At 46.4% G+C, this 18,158-nt stretch carries 14 protein-coding genes; 6 read left to right on the plus strand and 8 right to left on the minus strand.

Annotated features, from left to right (window positions below; all coding sequences use genetic code 11):
* Positions 1-55 precede the first annotated feature (55 nt).
* Entirely contained in the window at positions 56-436 is a 381-nt protein-coding gene (locus L1D44_RS07500; protein WP_239889563.1) for an STAS/SEC14 domain-containing protein, read from the plus strand.
* 81 nt (positions 437-517) lie between these two features.
* Here the strand turns inward: L1D44_RS07500 and lolE are convergent, their stop codons facing one another.
* The 3 genes from lolE to L1D44_RS07515 form a co-directional block, all read right to left on the minus strand.
* On the minus strand, positions 518-1,768 hold the full coding sequence (lolE, locus tag L1D44_RS07505) for a lipoprotein-releasing ABC transporter permease subunit LolE (protein ID WP_239889564.1): 1,251 nt from the start codon (positions 1,766-1,768) through the stop codon (positions 518-520).
* The gene (gene lolD, locus L1D44_RS07510) at positions 1,765-2,463 is read right to left on the minus strand and encodes a lipoprotein-releasing ABC transporter ATP-binding protein LolD (RefSeq protein WP_239889565.1); all 699 of its coding nucleotides are present in this window, start codon (positions 2,461-2,463) and stop codon (positions 1,765-1,767) included. Before lolD ends, lolE begins: the two co-directional genes overlap by 4 nt.
* A 96-nt stretch (positions 2,464-2,559) precedes the next feature.
* Entirely contained in the window at positions 2,560-3,783 is a 1,224-nt protein-coding gene (locus tag L1D44_RS07515) for a lipoprotein-releasing ABC transporter permease subunit (protein WP_239889566.1), read from the minus strand.
* Positions 3,784-4,013: 230 nt separating this feature from the next.
* Here L1D44_RS07515 and L1D44_RS07520 point away from each other — a divergent pair, with 230 nt between their 5' ends.
* The 3 genes from L1D44_RS07520 (at position 4,014) to L1D44_RS07530 (ending at position 9,156) form a co-directional block, all read left to right on the plus strand.
* Entirely contained in the window at positions 4,014-4,598 is a 585-nt protein-coding gene (locus tag L1D44_RS07520) for a hypothetical protein (RefSeq protein ID WP_239889567.1), read from the plus strand.
* An 89-nt stretch (positions 4,599-4,687) separates the two neighbouring features.
* Positions 4,688-8,161 carry a transcription-repair coupling factor gene (gene mfd / locus L1D44_RS07525; RefSeq protein ID WP_239889568.1) on the plus strand — a complete coding sequence of 1,158 codons (3,474 nt, stop codon included), beginning with the start codon at positions 4,688-4,690 and terminating at the stop codon, positions 8,159-8,161.
* Positions 8,162-8,163: 2 nt separating this feature from the next.
* Positions 8,164-9,156: a peptidoglycan binding protein CsiV gene (locus tag L1D44_RS07530; RefSeq protein ID WP_239889569.1), complete on the plus strand. Its 993-nt coding sequence runs from the start codon at positions 8,164-8,166 to the stop codon at positions 9,154-9,156.
* Here the strand turns inward: L1D44_RS07530 and L1D44_RS07535 are convergent.
* The 3 genes from L1D44_RS07535 to nagZ all read right to left on the minus strand — a co-directional run bounded on the left by L1D44_RS07535 (position 9,153) and on the right by nagZ (position 11,411).
* Positions 9,153-9,428 (minus strand): acylphosphatase, encoded by a 276-nt coding sequence (locus tag L1D44_RS07535; protein WP_239889570.1) that lies wholly within the window; start codon positions 9,426-9,428, stop codon positions 9,153-9,155. The genes L1D44_RS07530 and L1D44_RS07535 overlap by 4 nt on opposite strands.
* Before the next feature lie 363 nt (positions 9,429-9,791).
* Positions 9,792-10,331, minus strand: a complete 540-nt coding sequence (ycfP, locus tag L1D44_RS07540) for an alpha/beta hydrolase YcfP (protein ID WP_239889571.1) — start codon at positions 10,329-10,331, stop codon at positions 9,792-9,794.
* Between the two features lie 72 nt (positions 10,332-10,403).
* On the minus strand, positions 10,404-11,411 hold the full coding sequence (gene nagZ, locus L1D44_RS07545) for a beta-N-acetylhexosaminidase (protein ID WP_239889572.1): 1,008 nt from the start codon (positions 11,409-11,411) through the stop codon (positions 10,404-10,406).
* Positions 11,412-11,802: 391 nt separating this feature from the next.
* Between nagZ and L1D44_RS07550 the strand changes: the two genes are divergently transcribed.
* On the plus strand, positions 11,803-13,179 hold the full coding sequence (locus L1D44_RS07550) for an L-serine ammonia-lyase (protein ID WP_239889573.1): 1,377 nt from the start codon (positions 11,803-11,805) through the stop codon (positions 13,177-13,179).
* 86 nt (positions 13,180-13,265) lie between these two features.
* On the opposite strand, the gene cysB is transcribed toward L1D44_RS07550, so the two are convergent.
* Positions 13,266-14,240, minus strand: a complete 975-nt coding sequence (cysB, locus tag L1D44_RS07555; RefSeq protein WP_239889574.1) for an HTH-type transcriptional regulator CysB — start codon at positions 14,238-14,240, stop codon at positions 13,266-13,268.
* Positions 14,241-14,466: 226 nt separating this feature from the next.
* Between cysB and L1D44_RS07560 the strand changes: the two genes are divergently transcribed.
* Complete coding sequence (locus tag L1D44_RS07560; protein WP_239889575.1) at positions 14,467-15,243, plus strand: hypothetical protein; 777 nt, start codon at positions 14,467-14,469, stop codon at positions 15,241-15,243.
* Positions 15,244-15,354: 111 nt separating this feature from the next.
* On the opposite strand, the gene topA is transcribed toward L1D44_RS07560, so the two are convergent.
* Positions 15,355-18,045 (minus strand): type I DNA topoisomerase, encoded by a 2,691-nt coding sequence (gene topA / locus L1D44_RS07565; RefSeq protein WP_239889576.1) that lies wholly within the window; start codon positions 18,043-18,045, stop codon positions 15,355-15,357.
* Positions 18,046-18,158 lie beyond the last annotated feature (113 nt).

The raw sequence follows: 18,158 nt of genomic DNA on the forward strand, positions 1-18,158 counted from the left end.
TTTATCAAATTAAGAAATACGATATGACGCGCATTACCTAGCAAGGAGAGTTGGCATGACAGCCTTAAGACACGGATTTACCATCGGACTAGAGAGAATGAACGATGAATTCTTTCTCACCCTCAAAGCAAAAGGCAAACTCACCCATAGTGATTACCTCGCCATGACGCCAGTAATCGACTCGGCATTAGCGGAAGTCAAACACCCCAAGATTAAGGCACTTTTCGATGCAACTGAGCTTGAGGGGTGGGAGCTAAGCGCGGCATGGGATGACTTTAAGCTGGGATTAAAGCATGGAAATCAGTTCGTCAAGATTGCGCTTTATGGCAATAAGGGATGGCAAGAGCTTGCCACAAAAATTGGTAATTGGTTTATCGCTGGGGAGACTCGCTACTTTGACGATGAGTCCAAAGCCCTAGCCTGGCTTAACCAATAGCAGTAATCAATCGCATTGAATCAATATCACAGATAATAAAGCCAGCACCCGCCGGCTTTATTATCAATAAGGGTAAGCAGTTTACCGACCCGCTAGCGCTCTGGCTGGCGGGGTCTGGCTAGCTTTCCATGCTGGGTACAGGGTCGCGATAACGCTCATAACAAAGGCTAGCAATATCACAGTCATCACATCGCCCCCTTTAAGCTGTGAAGGTAAAAAGTCAATAAAATAGACATCGGCCGATAACAGCTGGATACCAAACAGCGACTCTATGCCGCGGGCAATGGCACTTAAATTCAGCGCAGTAATCGTGCCTAACACGCCACCGATAGCGCAGCCCAACACGCCATTAAACGCTCCCTGAACAACAAAAATTAGCATTACTGAGGCTTTTTTCATGCCCATGGTGAGCAAAATCGCGATCTCTGACTGCTTGTCTCTAACCGCCATCACCAAGGTTGAAACGATATTAAAACAAGCCACGGCAATCACGAGAGCGAGCACTAAGTACATCACCATTCTGACCAACTGAATATCTTGATAAAGATGACCCTGAGTACGAGTCCAATCTGAGATATAGACATATTGCTGCTGGCTATAACCTAAATCCCGAATAAGCCTTGGTGCGGCAAACACATCGTCCACTTTTATCCGCACACCTGACACGCTATCACCTAACTTCAAGGCCTTTGCGGCATATTGCATCGGGATATAGGCGGTGCTCATATCGAGCTCTCCCCCTAGCTCAAAAATCCCTGTGACCACAAAACGATAGCTCTTTGCCGCACCAATCTTACTCTGTGACTGGCTAATATTAGGCATATACAGGCTAAGGGACTGACCAACTTTTAAGCCGAGACTCTTGGCTAAGCCTTTGCCTAAAACGATATTATTACTGTCTTGTTGAGCAAGGCTATGCCAACTATCAGCCGACATAAACTGCTTAATATTAGAAACTCTTTCCTCACTATCCACATCGACACCGAGTACAGTTATGCCTTGGAAGCCACCGACTTTTTGCACAAGCCCCTGCATACGCACAAACGGCGCGGCGGCTAAGATCCCTGGCACCTTGTTGGCATCATCTACGATAGATTGCCATTGGCGTATAGGTTCATTCACGCCAATAAGTTCACCATGGGACACGACCCCTAACAGTCGCTGCTCCAACTCTTTCTCAAAACCGTTCATGGCCGACAGCACCACGATAAGTACTGCCACACCTAAGGCAATTCCTGCCGTTGAAGCGAAGGAGATAAAACTAATAAATCGATTCGATTGGCGGGCAAAATAAAAGCGCCAACCTACCCACATCGCTAACAACGCTCTCATGCGTTAAGCTCCTCGGCTTGCACTAGACGACCATCTTTCATATGCAGCTGCCTATCCATTCGCGCGGCTAAGCTTTGATCATGAGTCACTACTACAAATGCAGTGCCTAGCTGGGCGGCAAGCTCGGTGATCAGCTCGTATACGGCTTCACCACTATTCGCATCGAGGTTACCTGTAGGTTCATCGGCTAACACCAGCTTAGGATCGTTAATCAATGCTCTAGCAATTGCCACACGTTGACGTTCACCGCCAGACATCTCTGCCGGAGTATGGCTCAACCTATGACCCAGTCCCACACGTTCAAGCAGTGATTTGGCTTTGGCTTCTACCTGCTTGCGTCGCTGACCTTGAATAAGTGCTGGCATGGAGACGTTTTCAAGGGCGGTAAATTCAGGCAACAGATGGTGAAACTGATAGATAAAGCCCAAGTGCTCATTTCGCACCTGCGCTTGACGCTGGCTCGACAGCTTATAAAGATCTTCACCAAGCATAGTGACGCTGCCACTTGTCGGGCTGTCTAGCGTCCCCATAATATGCAGTAATGTACTCTTACCTGAGCCAGAGCTACCGACAATCGCCAACTGCTCGCCTTTAAAGACTTGCAGTTCTACGTCATGTAGAACCTCGGTATCGACCGAGCCTTCTTGATAACGTTTGCTCACATGACTGACTTGCAGCAGTAATTCTTGATTCATTTTTAACTCGCTATTCGTATCTTGTTCGTGACTTACTCATAAAGCCGCATTTTCGCAAAGTCGCTTGCTCGTATCGTTGCTTACTTATAGAACCGCTTATTCATATCTAAGTGCGGTCGCAGGCTGCACATGGGCGGCTCTTATTGCTGGGTAAATGGTGGCAAGCAATGTGATCACTAGAGTGCCGACAACAATCCACGTCAGCTGGCTCACTTCAAGCTGTACAGGTAAATTTTGCCCGGCTCCTAATATTGAGATCCCAAGCGCTTGAGTAATTGTGTTTAAGTTAAGGGTGAGTAAAGTACCAACCACCACACCGGAGATAAGACCGATAACGGCATTAAGCGAGCCTTGGATCATAAAAATACCCATCACATTCGCGGTCGTTAATCCTTGAGTCTTGAGCACAGCAACATCAGTGGTTTTATCGACGACCATCATCACTAAGGCCGATACGATATTAAAAGCAGCAACGGCAATAATCAGGCTAAGCATTAAAGACATCATGTTCTTTTCCATCTTCACCGCACCAAAAAGGTGACCATAGCGATCTCGCCAATCGGTGGTGGTCACGGGTGTTGCAAATTGCGCTACCACTTCAGGGGCAATTTTGGCGGCATTAAAAGGATCATCCAGATATAGACGCAGCTCTTTAACCTCTCCCGCCTTTTGGCGCATCAATCGCTGCGCATCATCATGGTGAACATAGGCCAGAGTCGCATCCACTTGTGAGCCCATCTCAAATACGCCAGCCACGGTGAACTTACGCTGACTCGGCACAGGGCCTAAAGGTGAATAGACTACGCCATCACCGCTGAGTACTCGAATTTTATCACCTGGGGCGACGTCGAGTTTACGCGCGAGTTCGGCGCCTAAAATTATCCGATATTTACCCGACTCTAGTGCATCAAAGTTGCCTGAATAGACTCGTTTAGTGGTATTGAGCAGGGCTTTTTCTTGCTCAGGGTAGATACCATAGACTTGAGCAGCGCCAATATTACTTGGAGACTGCACCATAGCTTGGGTCGATATACTCGGCGTTGCACCTTGAACACCGGTTAGTTGACTTAGCTTGTCGACTTGCTTTGACCAATTGTCTATTGGCGTTTGCGAATGCACGGTTAATTGTGGCACCGCACCTAAGATCCGCTGTTTAAGCTGACTCTCTAAGCCATTCATCACCGAACTAACAAGGATCAAAGCCGCCACACCGAGTAAAATACCTGAAACGGAAAAAAGAGTGATAAACGACGCAAATGCGTTAGCTTTACGGGAGCGCCAGTAGCGGTAACCAATATAAAACGATAATGAAAAATTCATTAAGAAACCCAAATAAAATCGACTTAAGCTGAGCGCAATAACGATTAACATAACGCCATAGAAGTCATTGCCCTCTCCTGCAAAAACAGGATAAGGATCCACTCAGCAGTTCACAAAAAAGCCTCAATTTCCTCTCGGTATTAAGACATTTGTGTGTCTAACCTTGCTAAATCATAAAGATGCGCACGATAATAGGGGTATTAGCCCCCTAAAAACAAGAGGCAATACCCTTGTTAACTGACTCTACCGCCTATTTTAGTATTAATCACCCATTTGATGTCTACTTGAGTCCCTGGGACAGTGCTAAACCTCTGCCGTTAGTCGAGCAGCTCAGCCTTATGCTGCCGACAAGCTTACAGCTAATTAGTGATGTAAAGGCGCTCGAATCAGATAGCCTGTTGCAATTGCGCCACCTCGATGACGATGCCAAAACCGTGGTGGAGTTTTTAAAACTGCAGTCGCGAAAAATCGATATGGTGTTACAACACATCATGGCGAAAGAGGAGTATGAAGGTACTCACTACATTGGCAAACAGTTTGGCGGCAGTGGCATTACTCTTATTAGCCCTACTCCCCTAGAGCTAGGACAGGTGTTTCAGGTGACACTGCATATTAAAGAGGAGCTTGTCGCCCTGCTCTGCTTTGCAAAAGTCACAAGTTGCTCACTACTCGAAGCCACGGATACACAATCGACTACGCAATACGCCGTGGAGCTGAGCTTTTGCGTTATCCAAGATAACGACGTTGAGCAGTTAGTTAAAGCGAGCCTGACTCTACAGCAAAAGCAGCTAAAGCTACGACAGTTATCCCGCTAAGCCAAAAAGAATTTTCACTGGCATGAGCTGAAACAAGCCTCTACAATACTTAGCAAGTTTACTGCTATTGGACTTGTTTCCTCGCCTTAATGAATGCTTTCTCTGTATTGACTCCACCAGCGGTCAAGAGTGCCAAATTGGCACAAACGCTGTGTACACTCGGCGGCGCAGCACAAGCGCTAACCATCGCAAATATTGCCAAGCAACATTTAGGTGTTACCTTAGTGGTGACAGCTGATACACCGACGGCAATCACTCTTGATGCTGAGCTAAGTTATCTGCTCAGTGAGCAATCAATACCGATTTGGCTTTTCCCCGATAGAGAAACACTTCCTTACGACAGCTTCTCGCCGCACCAAGATCTGGTCTCCCAGCGCTTAGAAGCGTTATCACGTATACCTCAGGCGCAACACGCAGTTGTCATTGTCCCTATCACCACCTTGATGGTGCGCCTGCCGCCACAATCGTTCCTAACGGGTAACGTATTGATGCTGGAGAAAGGCGATAAGTATCGTCTGTTAGATGTACGCGAGCAGTTAATTAACACCGGCTATCACGTGGTTGAGCAGGTCTATGAACACGGCGAGTTTGCCGTGCGAGGCTCAATTATCGATATTTTCCCAATGGGTTCGAGTCAGCCTTATCGCATCGAGTTATTCGATGATGAAGTAGAAACCATTCGTCATTTTGATCCTGAGACTCAGCGATCTAGCAAAGAGATCGATGCCATTCGTCTGCTTCCAGCGAAAGAGTTCCCTACCGATGACGCCGCGATAGAAGGCTTTAGGCAAAGGTACCGCCGCCGTTTTGAGGTGTTGGTTAAAGAGCCGGGCTCGATTTATCAGATGGTCAGTAAGAAAACCATGCCAGCGGGAATTGAAAACTACCTGCCACTGTTTTTTGATGAAACCGCCACCCTCTTTGATTATCTCCCAGGTAATACTCAGCTGATCACCTTAGGTGACATTGAAGCGGCCACTCACTCGCACCTTAATGAGGTTGAAGTTCGCTACGAAGACAGGCGCGTCGACCCATTAAGGCCACTACTCACGCCACAAGAGTTATATCTGCTGACTGAGCAGATCTTCGCATCTTTTAAAGGCTTGCCTCGCTTTGGACTTAAAGATGAGGCCTACACAGGTACAGCATCTCATGCCAAGGCCAGTAAACTGCCAGATCTCTGCGCCAACCATAAGCTCAAACAACCTTTGGTTGAGCTTGAGAAATACGCCACACTTGGCGAGCGTATGCTGTTTAGTGCCGAGTCTGAGGGGCGCCGAGAAGCATTGCTAGAACTGCTTAGCAAGATCAACCTCAAGCCTAAGTTGTATGATCATTTCGATGAATTTGTCGCCAGCAAGGCAAAACTAGGGCTAATCGTATCTCCTCTTGCCCATGGCTGTGTGATTGAAAAGAAAACCGGTGGCAAGTTTGCGCTTATTTGTGAGACGGAACTGTTTGGTCAACGCATCTCTCAGCGTCGTCGCCGTGATAAACAGCGTCAGATCAGCTCCGATGCCTTAGTTAAAAACCTTGCCGAGCTAAAGGTAGGCCAACCCATAGTGCATTTAGACCATGGTGTGGCGCGCTATCAGGGTCTAGAGACATTAGATACTGGCGGCCTAGTGGCCGAATATTTAGTCCTTGAATACTCAGGTGGCGATAAACTCTATGTGCCGGTTGGCTCACTGCATTTAATTAGCCGCTACAGCGTTGGCCCCGATGAGGAGGCAACCCTTAACAAGCTCGGTAATGAAAGCTGGGCCAAGGCAAAGAAAAAAGCGGTTGAGAAAATTCGTGATGTGGCCGCAGAGCTACTCGATGTCTATGCCCGCAGACAGGCTCGCCCGGGCGAGGCTTGTCGAATCGATCAGGAAGAGTATGCACTGTTCGCCAACAGTTTCCCCTATGAGGAAACCGTTGACCAAGAGACCGCCATCGAAGCGGTCCTTGAAGATATGCGCTCGCCAACGGCGATGGATAGACTCGTTTGTGGAGATGTGGGCTTCGGTAAGACCGAGGTCGCCATGCGCGCTGCCTTTGTCGCCGTCAATGACGGCAGACAGGTCGCCATCTTAGTACCGACTACTCTGCTCGCTCAGCAGCATTACGAAAACTTTAAAGACCGCTTCGCCGACTGGCCATTTAAGATTGAAGTGATGTCTCGTTTTAAGACGGCGAAAGAGCAGACTCAAGTGATGAAAGATCTGCTCGATGGTAAAGTCGACATCGTGATCGGCACCCACAAGCTGCTGCAATCAGAAGCCAAATTCGAGAATCTCGGCCTGCTCATTATCGACGAAGAACACCGATTTGGTGTAAGACAGAAAGAGAAGATTAAGGCCCTCAGAGCGAATGTCGATATCTTAACCTTAACCGCAACGCCTATTCCGAGAACATTAAATATGGCGATGTCGGGCATGCGCGATCTGTCGATTATCGCCACCCCGCCAGCTAAGCGACTCGCAGTAAAAACCTTTGTCAGAGAATATGATGAAGCCACCATTCGTGAGGCCTTGCTACGTGAAATATTAAGGGGTGGCCAGGTCTACTTCCTACACAATAGTGTCGAAACCATAGAGAAGCGTGCGGCAGAGATCAGTGAGTTGCTACCAGAGGCACGCGTGGTGACTGCCCATGGGCAGATGCGTGAGCGTGAGCTTGAACGAGTGATGTCTGATTTTTATCATCAGCGCTTTAACGTATTAGTCTGTACTACTATCATCGAAACCGGTATCGACGTGCCATCGGCTAATACCATCGTCATTGAACGCGCCGATAACTTTGGTCTGGCTCAGCTGCATCAGCTACGTGGCCGCGTGGGACGCTCTCATCACCAAGCCTACGCCTATTTGATGACCCCTCACCCCAAACGTATGACTAAAGATGCCCGTAAGCGACTAGAGGCGATCGGCGCATTAGAAGATCTTGGGGCTGGCTTTATGCTCGCAACCCAAGACTTGGAAATTCGCGGTGCCGGTGAGCTACTTGGTGATGAGCAGAGCGGTCATATCTCCAAGATTGGTTTTACCCTCTATATGGAGATGCTAGAAGATGCGGTGAAGTCGCTTAAGCAGGGGAAAGAGCCGTCGCTAAATCAGATGCTACGACATCAGTGTGAGATTGAGCTGCGCATCCCTGCGCTGCTGCCTGAAGATTACGTTGGCGATGTGAATATTCGCCTCTCTCTGTATAAGCGGATCGCTAACTGCGAAACCGCAAAAGCACTCGATGAGATGAAGGTCGAATTGATTGACCGCTTCGGTATGTTGCCCGATGCGACCAAAAACTTGATGGAAATGACACTTTATAAGCACTTGGCCACACAGTTAGGCTTAAGAAAAATCGAAATGCACGCTAAAGGTGGTAGTATAGAGTTCGGTGAAAACAATCAGGTTGATCCAACCTTTATCATCGGTTTGCTACAAAGCCAGCCACAAGTATATCGAATGGACGGGCCCAATAAGCTAAAATTTGCTATGCCTTCTGAAACAGCTAAAGATAGGCTCGCATTACTCAAACTGTTAATTGAGCAGTTGTTTCAACATCGTCTTGGAGAATAATCGTGTTAAGACTATCTAAAAACAAGCTAAGCACAGCTTTAGCTGTTGGCCTTTTATCCAGCTTATCTGTAAGCGTTAATGCTGCAGAAGAGCGTTGGTTTGAGGTTGAGGTCTATATCTTCGAGCGAGATGTACCAACCGTTGAGCAATGGCCAACCACACCCGCACAGACTCGTACACGTAAGACAGTCGACTTTATTACCCCTATGGTCAGCACCGATTTAACGGCGGTGAGTATGGGGCTCAACGGCTGCACCTCAAGCGATTGGGCAACCGATAGCGTAAACTGTAATGAGCAACTTAGCAGCGCGAATCACAAGGCCCTAGCCGATGTGCCGATGCAGATTGCCGCTCCCGCCCCCGCCACTGCGCACCTTGGCGATGGCGCCGTACTGCTAGCCGAGAGTCAGAGCCAATTTAACGATATTATTGCGACGATATCTCGTGAAAAAGGTACCACCAGCCTCTTGCATATGACATGGCAGCAATCGATGCTACCTCGAAACAGAGCGATTCCGGTCAAACTGTATTCAGGACACGACTATTCAGAAGAATATGAGTTTAACGGTCATCCGATCAAAGCTCAGGAGGCAAGCTCAGAATTTGGCAACTTCGACTTTATGACAAGTCAGTTTGCAAACGACACAAATAAGCCTGTGTGGAAGTTTGATGGAACGATTAATATCTATCTGCAGCACTACCTCTTTATTGAAACAAACTTCACCTTGCGAGAAGAGGGCAACAAGACGGTTACCGTTGCACAAAATGAGCAGCTAACGACCCCGGAGGCAACACAGGCAAGTACACAAGAGGTTACAACGCCTTACCTCTACGCTATTCCTATGGTGCAAAATCGTAGGGTGCGTAGTGATGAAGTCCACTATTTCGATCATCCTAAAATGGGTATGATTATTCAGATCAGAAAGATGGAGCACCCAAGCGCAAAGGTGCCCAAGAGCAATAGCGTCGCCATGGAACCACTAACGACCTATTAAGGCTGCATAATCGAAAAGTCGAGGTAGATCTCATCTGCCTCGTCCTCTTCAACAATCACTTCGTCCACCCGAGATGCTGGTGCGCCGATGTAACACCATCCAATGAGCTTATCAACCGCGACTTCGCTCCCTTGAGCTAAGATCTGCACCGTACCATCGCTTAGATTACTCACATAGCCCGTGACCCCTAAAGTGTTCGCTTGAACAAGTGTATTCTGACGATAAGAAACACCCTGTACCTTCCCCTTCACTTGTATCATGACACGCTTCATAACCTATTCCTTGTACGAAAGACTCCACTCGCTAACCACCGAGCCCAGGTAAAAATATTTCAGATTAAAAACAATCTCATTGGTCTTAGAAATAACATAGCCTAAAGCACTGTCATGAGCAAAGATAAGCTCATATTTGCAATCAGATTCATCTACAATCGCCTAATCTCCGCTAACAAGCTCGATGAATAGCAAAATCATGGCTCCGACCAGCCGCTTGCAAATGCCACTCAATAGGTTATCCAAAAAGTATAGGTATAAAAAAACCACCTATAACCTAATGGCTATTGATGGTTCTTATAAAGCTTAACCAACGGGACTATTAGCAGCCTTTGAGTGTCTTAATAAGCTTAACTAATGGGACTAGCTGTCTTTGAATGTTTTAATAAGCTGAAGCTGGGCCGCTAATGAGATAAACTTGTGCGACTGCTCATCATCCCACTCGACTGTATAGTAATCTTTTAGAGTCGATTCCACCTTAGCATTGTCATTTACCTCGTCTTGGCGAGCCAAGATACACAATGCCTTACCTTTATTTAAGGCTCGGAAGTCTTTAACACACTTATTAGCAATATCGGTATACTCTTCAGGTCGGTCAATTTTGCCGGCCATGTTATCTTGAGGAAGTAAATTAGGATTAATCAGCACCGATTTAATGCCATTTAAAAAGCCGATGCGCTCTGCCCAATATCCGCCTAAGCCCACGCCCAAGATCAGCGGCGATTCATCATCTGATGACGCGATCTGTTTGCTGACCTCATTCAAGAGGTACTGCATATCATTTTTAGGATGCAAGGTACTGTAACTGACCAAACGTACGTCATCATCAATAAACTGTAACTGACGCATTTTGTCATGATTACCTGGGCTTGTCGCATCAAACCCATGAAGATAAAGGATCATTCTCGTCCTCCAAAAAAATTTTATATATAATCAACTGCTAACTTAGCAAGCAGAACTGGTATCGATGTTGCGCTAAATCAAGTTTTGAGCAATGGCTTTGGCACGCTCCCAACGCTCATTATCCTCGAGTGCTTTAACCACTCTGGCTTGATCGGGTTTTAATAAATTAGCATTCAGTCGGTTATTCTCTGTCGGCCAATCTACACCCTCTAGCACCTCGGTGGCGCCTTTACTGTCGTTACAAACTAAAATCATATTACATCCAGCATCAAGCGCTGCTTGTGCTCTAGCAGTGTATCCACCTGCTACGGCAGCGCCCTTCATGCCGAGATCATCAGAGAAAATCACCCCATTGAAGGCTAGCTGTTTGCGCAGCACTTCTTGCAGCCAAAATGGAGAAAAGCCAGCTGGTTGACTGTCTACCTTAGGATAAATCACGTGCGCAGGCATAATACCCTGTAAACGGTCTTTACCGATTAAGGTCTTAAAGGGCTGCATATCGTTGGCAAAAATCTCATCTTGTGTACGTTCATCAACGGGCTTGGCAATATGAGAGTCCGCTTCTACGCTACCATGCCCAGGAAAGTGCTTACCCACTGCGCACATACCCGCTTGCTCCATGCCATCGATAAAGGCACTCGCCAGCTCGGCAACCTCCTCCTTGTCAGGACTAAAGCTTCTGGTACCTATCACTTGACTGACACCATTTAAATCCAATACTGGGGCAAAGCTTAAGTCGATATCGACCGCAAGCAGTTCTATCGCCATTAAGTAACCTAGCTCGGTTGCCCAACGCTTGGCCTGTGCCATATCCCCTTTTGCTGCAGGAAGAATATCTCCCATGGCAGGTAAGACGGTAAAGCCATCTCGAAAACGTTGTACTCGTCCCCCCTCATGGTCGACTGCAATCAGGATGTCAGGTCGAATCGCACGTATTGACTTAATGAGGGTAATTAATTGAGCCCTGCTGGCATAATTACGACTAAATAAAATCAAGCCGCCTATCATGGGATGAGTTAACTGCGATGATTCCGTAGCGCTCAGCTCCGTTGACTCAATATCTAACATCAAATAACTCATATAACCCTCTAAATTTTTAATACCTTAAAGATCTCACCTAGCAAAGCTTAAAGAAAGCACTCTATGATTTGAATAGTTAAACCTTAAATAAATGCATGTTAAACAATAACTAGTACTGTTTTGAAAACAAAAAAACATCATTATTGCAACCAAACTGTAATTAGATTATCTAATGCGTAGAAATTGCATACAAAAAACTAATGATCGAGAAAAAGCTAAAGTATGGGATACTTTTTAACACCAATTAATTCAAACGACTAAGATTAACATCAAGCATAGTATTTTCACGCCCAATAAGTGAAATATACCAAGATTATGGGCATAGCTCCATTGCAGGCTTTCTTAGTGGAATTGGTCATAACTATAACGACTAGAGCAATAAAGGTTTAGCATGATTAGTGTATTCGACATGTTCAAAATCGGCATCGGGCCGTCAAGTTCTCACACCGTGGGACCAATGAAAGCAGGAAACGTTTTTATTGAGCAACTGCAAGAGTTAGGTCATCTCGACGAGGTTGATGAATTACGTTCTGAACTGTTTGGTTCTTTAGGGCAAACAGGGGTTGGTCACGGCACTGGTAAAGCGGTCATTCTTGGCCTGATGGGAAAGGCGCCTGAAACAGTTGACACCGACAGCATCGATGCCATTTTAGAGCAAGTTAAGAATACTGATAAGCTCAAGCTTGCAACCGGGCGTGAAGTGCTCTTTACCCGTGCAAACGGCATTACCTATCACAGACGTAAAAGCCTACCCGCGCACGCTAATGCGATGACCCTATATGCTTACAAAGACGGTGAATGCATCTATAAGCGTACCTATTACTCGGTCGGTGGTGGCTTCATTCTTGATGAAGATGAAATTCAAGCTCAAGACGCATCACCAGCAGCACCAATCAAGTCTGCCCCTTTTGATTTTAATTCAGCTCAACAACTGCTTGAACAGTGCACCGAAAACGGTTTTAGCATCTCATCGCTCATGATGGCTAATGAACTTAGCATTGCCGAGGCCGATGATATCAATGCTCGTTTATGGGAAATTTGGCTGACCATGAAGACCTGTGTCGAACGTGGCTATCAAAAAGAGGGTATTCTTCCCGGTGGACTAAAGCTTAGACGCCGCGCACCTTCGCTATATCGACGCTTAAAAGCCGAAGGTAAAAACTGTGTCGACCCACTGACTGCAATGGATTGGGTTGATCTATTTGCCCTTTCCGTTAATGAGCAAAATGCTGCAGGCGATCGCGTGGTTACCGCACCGACTAACGGTGCAGCAGGCATCATCCCTGCCGTTTTATGCTATTACGATATGTTCGTACAAGAGGTCGACCAAGACGTTTGTACTCGCTACCTACTGACAGCTGCTGCCATTGGTATTCTCTATAAGAAGAACGCCTCAATTTCTGGCGCCGAGGTGGGCTGCCAAGGCGAGGTGGGCGTAGCCTGCTCCATGGCGGCTGCAGGATTAACTGAAATTATGGGTGGCACCGTTGAACATGTAGAAAATGCCGCAGAAATCGGTATGGAGCATAACCTAGGCCTCACTTGCGATCCCGTTGGTGGCCTTGTGCAGGTGCCTTGTATCGAACGTAATGCCATGGGCGCAGTCAAAGCCATCAATGCCTCACGCATGGCGATGCGCGGTGACGGTAATCATAAGGTATCACTGGATAAGGTGATTAAGACCATGATGGATACGGGTAAAGATATGCGCAGCAAATATAAAGAGACTGCTAAAGGTGGCTTAGCCGTTAATATTGTTGAGTGTTAACCACACATTTTATCGTTACAGGTTAAGCCTTTGGTGATAAAACAAAAAAACCTCGCAATTGCGAGGTTTTTTATTGGAGGCTAACTCTACTTAACCGGTAACTCTATATCTGTAAACATGGCCTCAATCAGCTGAGCATCTCTTAACGCTACCGCTTGCTCAACGACTGGACGAGTTAAGTGCGGCGCAAAATGCTCGATAAAATCATACATATAAGTACGTAGGAAATTACCCTTTCTAAAGCCTATCTTAGTCGTGCTATGGGCAAATAAGTGGCTTGCATCGATTGCCACCAAGTCTTTATCCATATGCTCATCAATTGCCATAGAGGCGATAACACCGACTCCTAAACCTAGTCTTACGTAAGTTTTTAATACATCGGCACTGGTCGCGCTAAATACCACTCGAGGCTCAAGACCTGCGCGATTAAAAGACTTTTCAATTTCTGAGGCGCGATCGAAACCAAATACATAGGTCACTAATGGAAAGCGGCCTAGATCTTCGATGCTAATATTACTGCGTGAGGCGAGCGGATGGTCGCGCTTAACCACGATTGAGCGATTCCAGTGATAACACGGCAGCATGATTAAATCGCTATAAAGATGCATCGCCTCTGTTGCGATGGCAAAATCGGCTTCACCTCTTGCAGCAAGTTCACTGATCTGTGATGGCGTGCCTTGATGCATATGCAAATTAACTTTAGGGTAACGGTCAATAAAGCCTTGAATAATGTTGGGTAAAGCGTAACGCGCTTGAGTGTCTGTCGTTGCGATATTCAACTCACCTTGATCTGGCTTGGTATACTCTTCAGCCACTTTCTTGATACTTTCGACTTTACCTAAAATATCATTGGCGATACTGATCACCTGCTGACCTGCGGGCGTTACATGGGTCAAGTGCTTACCACTGCGCCCAAAAATCTGGATCCCTAACTCATCTTCAAGCATACGCACTTGCTTGCTTATACCCGGCTGAGATGTATACAGATTTTCCGCAGTAGCAGAAACATTGAGGTTGTGATTAACGACCTCTGCAATATACCTAAGTTGCTGCAACTTCATCTTATATCCTTCCAATGGGCAGGCTAAAAACCTGTCTAATATATGAGTTATGATCCATTCAAGTATAATTATTGGTTATAGTACAACGCTATAATTAAATCAAATGGAATATAGCATAATTGTCAACCTCTGCGAAGCACTTCTAGCGAATCCATGATGAAGATTACTACCCTAGTATGTTGATTTATAGTAGCATTAGTCGAATTGTAAATTTATTGGTTTTGCTATGATATTTGCTTCCGTCTTGATCTTGCTCGGCACCCTTTTACTGCTAGTAATTGGAATTAGCATCGTTCAGCAACAAAAAGCACGCGTAGAAGCTGAGCGGCGCAATGAACTTGCACGCCATCGGGCTGTAATTGATGAAACCGAAGAAGTTTTGTCGAATACGGGCCTATTCCCTTGCTCATCAGATCTCATCCTTATGCTCTACCGAAGAGTTGAAGATGCACTAACTAGCGCCCTTCCTATCGCTCGTAATCAGAGTAGCGATTTCGAGCGCCGTTTAATTGATTTGCGAGGCCAGATCCAAGCACTGCAATCTGCGCCTAAACCTGCTCCGGCAATAGAGCTATTTCGCTTGCCAGACAGTGATAGACAAATCCTAACTCTTGTACAAACGCTTAAAAAGATGAAAGCGATTTTGCGAGCCGAGCATAATAAAGGCAAAGTTGATCCCAGTATTTTTAGTCAAGAAGAGCAACGTATCGATAGCCTACAACTTCGAATTAACGTCGACTCAATGCTAGGCAGGGGTAGAGCGGCCTGTTTTATGAAGCAGTATGGCTCGGCTAAACAGATGGTGACTAAGGCCCTAGCAACACTACACACAATTAAGGCTCAGACTCCAAATGACCCCTTTATCGCCCTTAAAGTAGAAGAAGCGAAAGCGATGCTTGAGGAGATCACTGGTGCGCAAAAGAGTGCCCATCCTGTGATAACCAAGTCCAAGGCTGAAGATGATGATATCGACGTTTTATTCCAGCCTAAGAAGAAGTGGTAACCTGAGCTCAATTACTCTAAGAAGTTGAATTATTTGCGAACCGTATAAGCAGTAGCAATAAAAAAAGCCCCGATGATTCGGGGCTTTTTTATAACAGCTTAAAGCTAAGGTCTATGACTCGTCTTTTTTCGCTTTTGGCTTGGCTTTTGGTTTAGCTTTCGCTTTTGGCTTTGCCTTGGCTTTAGACTCTGTCACCCATTTGCCGTCAACATACTTCGATGTCCAGCCTGTTGCCTTACCATCAACGTCTGTTGCCACATACTGCTCTTTAGTCTTACGGCTAAAGCGTACTGTAGCAGGATTACCATCGTCATCTTCTTCTGGTGCATCGGCTAGGTACTGATACTTTGGCCATAACAGTTCACGGTACTTAACAAGCTCTTTCACCAACGGGCCACGAGTTTCTCGCGACTTAGGGAAAGTACTGGCAGCAAGGAAAATCCCCGCAGCGCCGTCTCTTAGTACGAAATACGCATCAGACTTAGTACACTTAAGCTCTGGTAAGTGAATTGGGTCTTCTTTTGGCGGCGCCGCTTCGCCACTCTTCAGCAACTTACGGGTGTTCTTACACTCTGAGTTCGTGCAGCCAAAATACTTACCAAAACGGCCATTTTTAAGCTCCATATCGTTACCACAACGATCGCACTCAATGATTGGCCCTTCGTAACCCTTGATCTTAAATTGTCCCGCTTCGACCTCATAGCCATTACAGGTTGGGTTATTACCGCATACATGTAACTTACGCTTCTCATCGATTAAGTAGCTATCCATCGCTGTGCCACAAACGCCACATCTGTGTTTAGCTCTTAATGCTTCGGTCTCTGCATCTTCACCATGTTCACTTATCGCCTCTTCACCTGGCGTTAAGTTAATCGTGGTTTTGCAACGCTCTTTAGGTGGCAATGCATATCCTGAACAACCTAGGAACACGCCAGTTGTACCTGTGCGGATCCCCATTGGACGACCACAAGTAGGACACTTGATGTCATCGGTTATTACCATCTCGTTCGGGCGCATACCGCCCTCTTCAGGGGGCAATTCAGCAATCTCTAACTGCTTGGTAAAGTCTTTATAGAAACCATCGAGCACTTTCTTCCACTCGAGCTTACCCTGGGCAACATCATCCAATGTTTGCTCCATGCTCGCCGTGAAGTCATAGCTCATTAGATCTTCGAAACTACCGACTAAACTATCACTGACAATCTCACCCATTTTTTCTGCGAAGAAACGACGGTTATCGACTTTGACATAACCACGATCTTGAATCGTAGAAATAATCGTTGCGTAGGTAGATGGGCGGCCAATGCCACGTTTTTCAAGCTCTTTAACTAGAGAAGCTTCACTATAACGCGCAGGCGGCTTAGTGAAGTGCTGCTTAGGTTGTAGCTCTTTTAGCGTAACCGCATCGCCTTGTGCAACGTATGGTAGCGTGTTGTCTTCTTCGTTTTTCTTCTTGATGGCAGTTTGAACGCGTGTCCAACCATCGAAACGCAACGTACGACCAGTGGCTTTCAGCTCATAGTCACCCGCTTTTACAGTCAAACGCGTTGCATCATATTTAGCAGGTGTCATCTGACATGACACAAACTGACGCCAAATAAGCTCATATAGGCGCTGTGCATCACGCTCCATGTCTGAAAGAGAAGCGGCGCTAACTTTTACGTTTGAAGGACGAATCGCTTCGTGAGCCTCTTGAGCGCCCTCTTTGCTACCGTAGCGAATTGGTGATTCAGGCAGGTACTTGTCACCATACTCTTTACCAATCATGTCGCGAACGCTGTCGAGTGCTTCTTGGCTTAAGTTAGTCGAGTCGGTACGCATATAGGTAATATGACCCGCCTCATATAAGCGCTGCGCCATCATCATGGTCTTCTTAACACCAAAGCCTAAACGCGTACTCGCGGCTTGTTGTAGGGTCGATGTGATGTACGGCGCCGATGGCTTGCTTGATGTTGCTCTGTCTTCACGAGCGGCAACCACAAAACTAGACTGAGATAGTTGGCTTACTGCAGTCTGGGCCTCAACTTCATTGACAGGACTAAATGCTTTGCCTTGAAACTTAACCACCTGCATTTTTAGCAGTTCATCGGTTAAGGTATTTAACTCAGCATGAACATCCCAAAACTCTTCAGGCACAAAGGCTTTAATTTCACTTTCACGCTCAACCACTAGGCGAACGGCAACAGACTGTACACGACCGGCTGACAGGCCACGTGCAACCTTCTTCCATAACAGTGGCGAAGCCATAAAGCCCACGACACGATCGAGGAAGCGACGCGCTTGTTGTGCGTTAACCATGTTGGTATCGAGGACCGACGGCTGGCTAAATGCATCTTGAATAGCAGTCTTAGTGATCTCGTTAAACACCACACGTTGATAGCGAGACTCGTCACCACCAATCACTTGTTGTAGGTGCCAAGCAATTGCCTCCCCCTCTCTATCCAAATCGGTTGCGAGATAGATATGGTCAGCAGACGCTGCCAGGGTTTGCAATTCTTTAACGACTTTCTCTTTGCCTGGTAGGGTTTGGTATTTGGCTTTCCAGCCTTTCTCAGGATCCACCCCCATGCGGGCAACTAAAGCTTGCTTCGCTTTTAAACTCTTATACTCAGCCTTCTCCTCTGGAGACATCAGTTTAAGTTCAGCTGCTGTTTTACTGACAACTTTGGCGTCTGAACTCGATGATGTAGGCAGATCACGGATGTGACCTACGCTCGACTTAACGATGAAATCTTTGCCTAGATATTTATTAATAGTCTTGGCTTTGGCCGGTGATTCGACGATTACTAGCGATTTACCCATAGATTAATTTGCGCCAACGAGTCTCAGAAAACGGAAAATTGGCTCCATATATAGAGGGTTGTGTAAAGAGTTTCAAGCTAATCCCTCTTTTATTTGTACTGGAGTACCAATTT

Origin of the sequence: Shewanella sp. Isolate13, from assembly GCF_022398325.1 — a bacterium.
Taxonomy (GTDB): domain Bacteria; phylum Pseudomonadota; class Gammaproteobacteria; order Enterobacterales; family Shewanellaceae; genus Shewanella.

What these genes read in the sequence shown, in the direction of transcription:
- L1D44_RS07500 (WP_239889563.1), top strand. Translation starts at nt 56, where the DNA reads ATGACAGCCTTAAGACACGGATTTACCATCGGACTAGAGAGAATGAAC.
- lolE (WP_239889564.1), bottom strand. Translation starts at nt 1,768, where the DNA reads ATGAGAGCGTTGTTAGCGATGTGGGTAGGTTGGCGCTTTTATTTTGCC.
- lolD (WP_239889565.1), bottom strand. Translation starts at nt 2,463, where the DNA reads ATGAATCAAGAATTACTGCTGCAAGTCAGTCATGTGAGCAAACGTTAT.
- L1D44_RS07515 (WP_239889566.1), bottom strand. Translation starts at nt 3,783, where the DNA reads ATGAATTTTTCATTATCGTTTTATATTGGTTACCGCTACTGGCGCTCC.
- mfd (WP_239889568.1), top strand. Translation starts at nt 4,688, where the DNA reads ATGAATGCTTTCTCTGTATTGACTCCACCAGCGGTCAAGAGTGCCAAA.
- L1D44_RS07535 (WP_239889570.1), bottom strand. Translation starts at nt 9,428, where the DNA reads ATGAAGCGTGTCATGATACAAGTGAAGGGGAAGGTACAGGGTGTTTCT.
- ycfP (WP_239889571.1), bottom strand. Translation starts at nt 10,331, where the DNA reads ATGATCCTTTATCTTCATGGGTTTGATGCGACAAGCCCAGGTAATCAT.
- nagZ (WP_239889572.1), bottom strand. Translation starts at nt 11,411, where the DNA reads ATGAGTTATTTGATGTTAGATATTGAGTCAACGGAGCTGAGCGCTACG.
- L1D44_RS07550 (WP_239889573.1), top strand. Translation starts at nt 11,803, where the DNA reads ATGATTAGTGTATTCGACATGTTCAAAATCGGCATCGGGCCGTCAAGT.
- cysB (WP_239889574.1), bottom strand. Translation starts at nt 14,240, where the DNA reads ATGAAGTTGCAGCAACTTAGGTATATTGCAGAGGTCGTTAATCACAAC.
- L1D44_RS07560 (WP_239889575.1), top strand. Translation starts at nt 14,467, where the DNA reads ATGATATTTGCTTCCGTCTTGATCTTGCTCGGCACCCTTTTACTGCTA.
- topA (WP_239889576.1), bottom strand. Translation starts at nt 18,045, where the DNA reads ATGGGTAAATCGCTAGTAATCGTCGAATCACCGGCCAAAGCCAAGACT.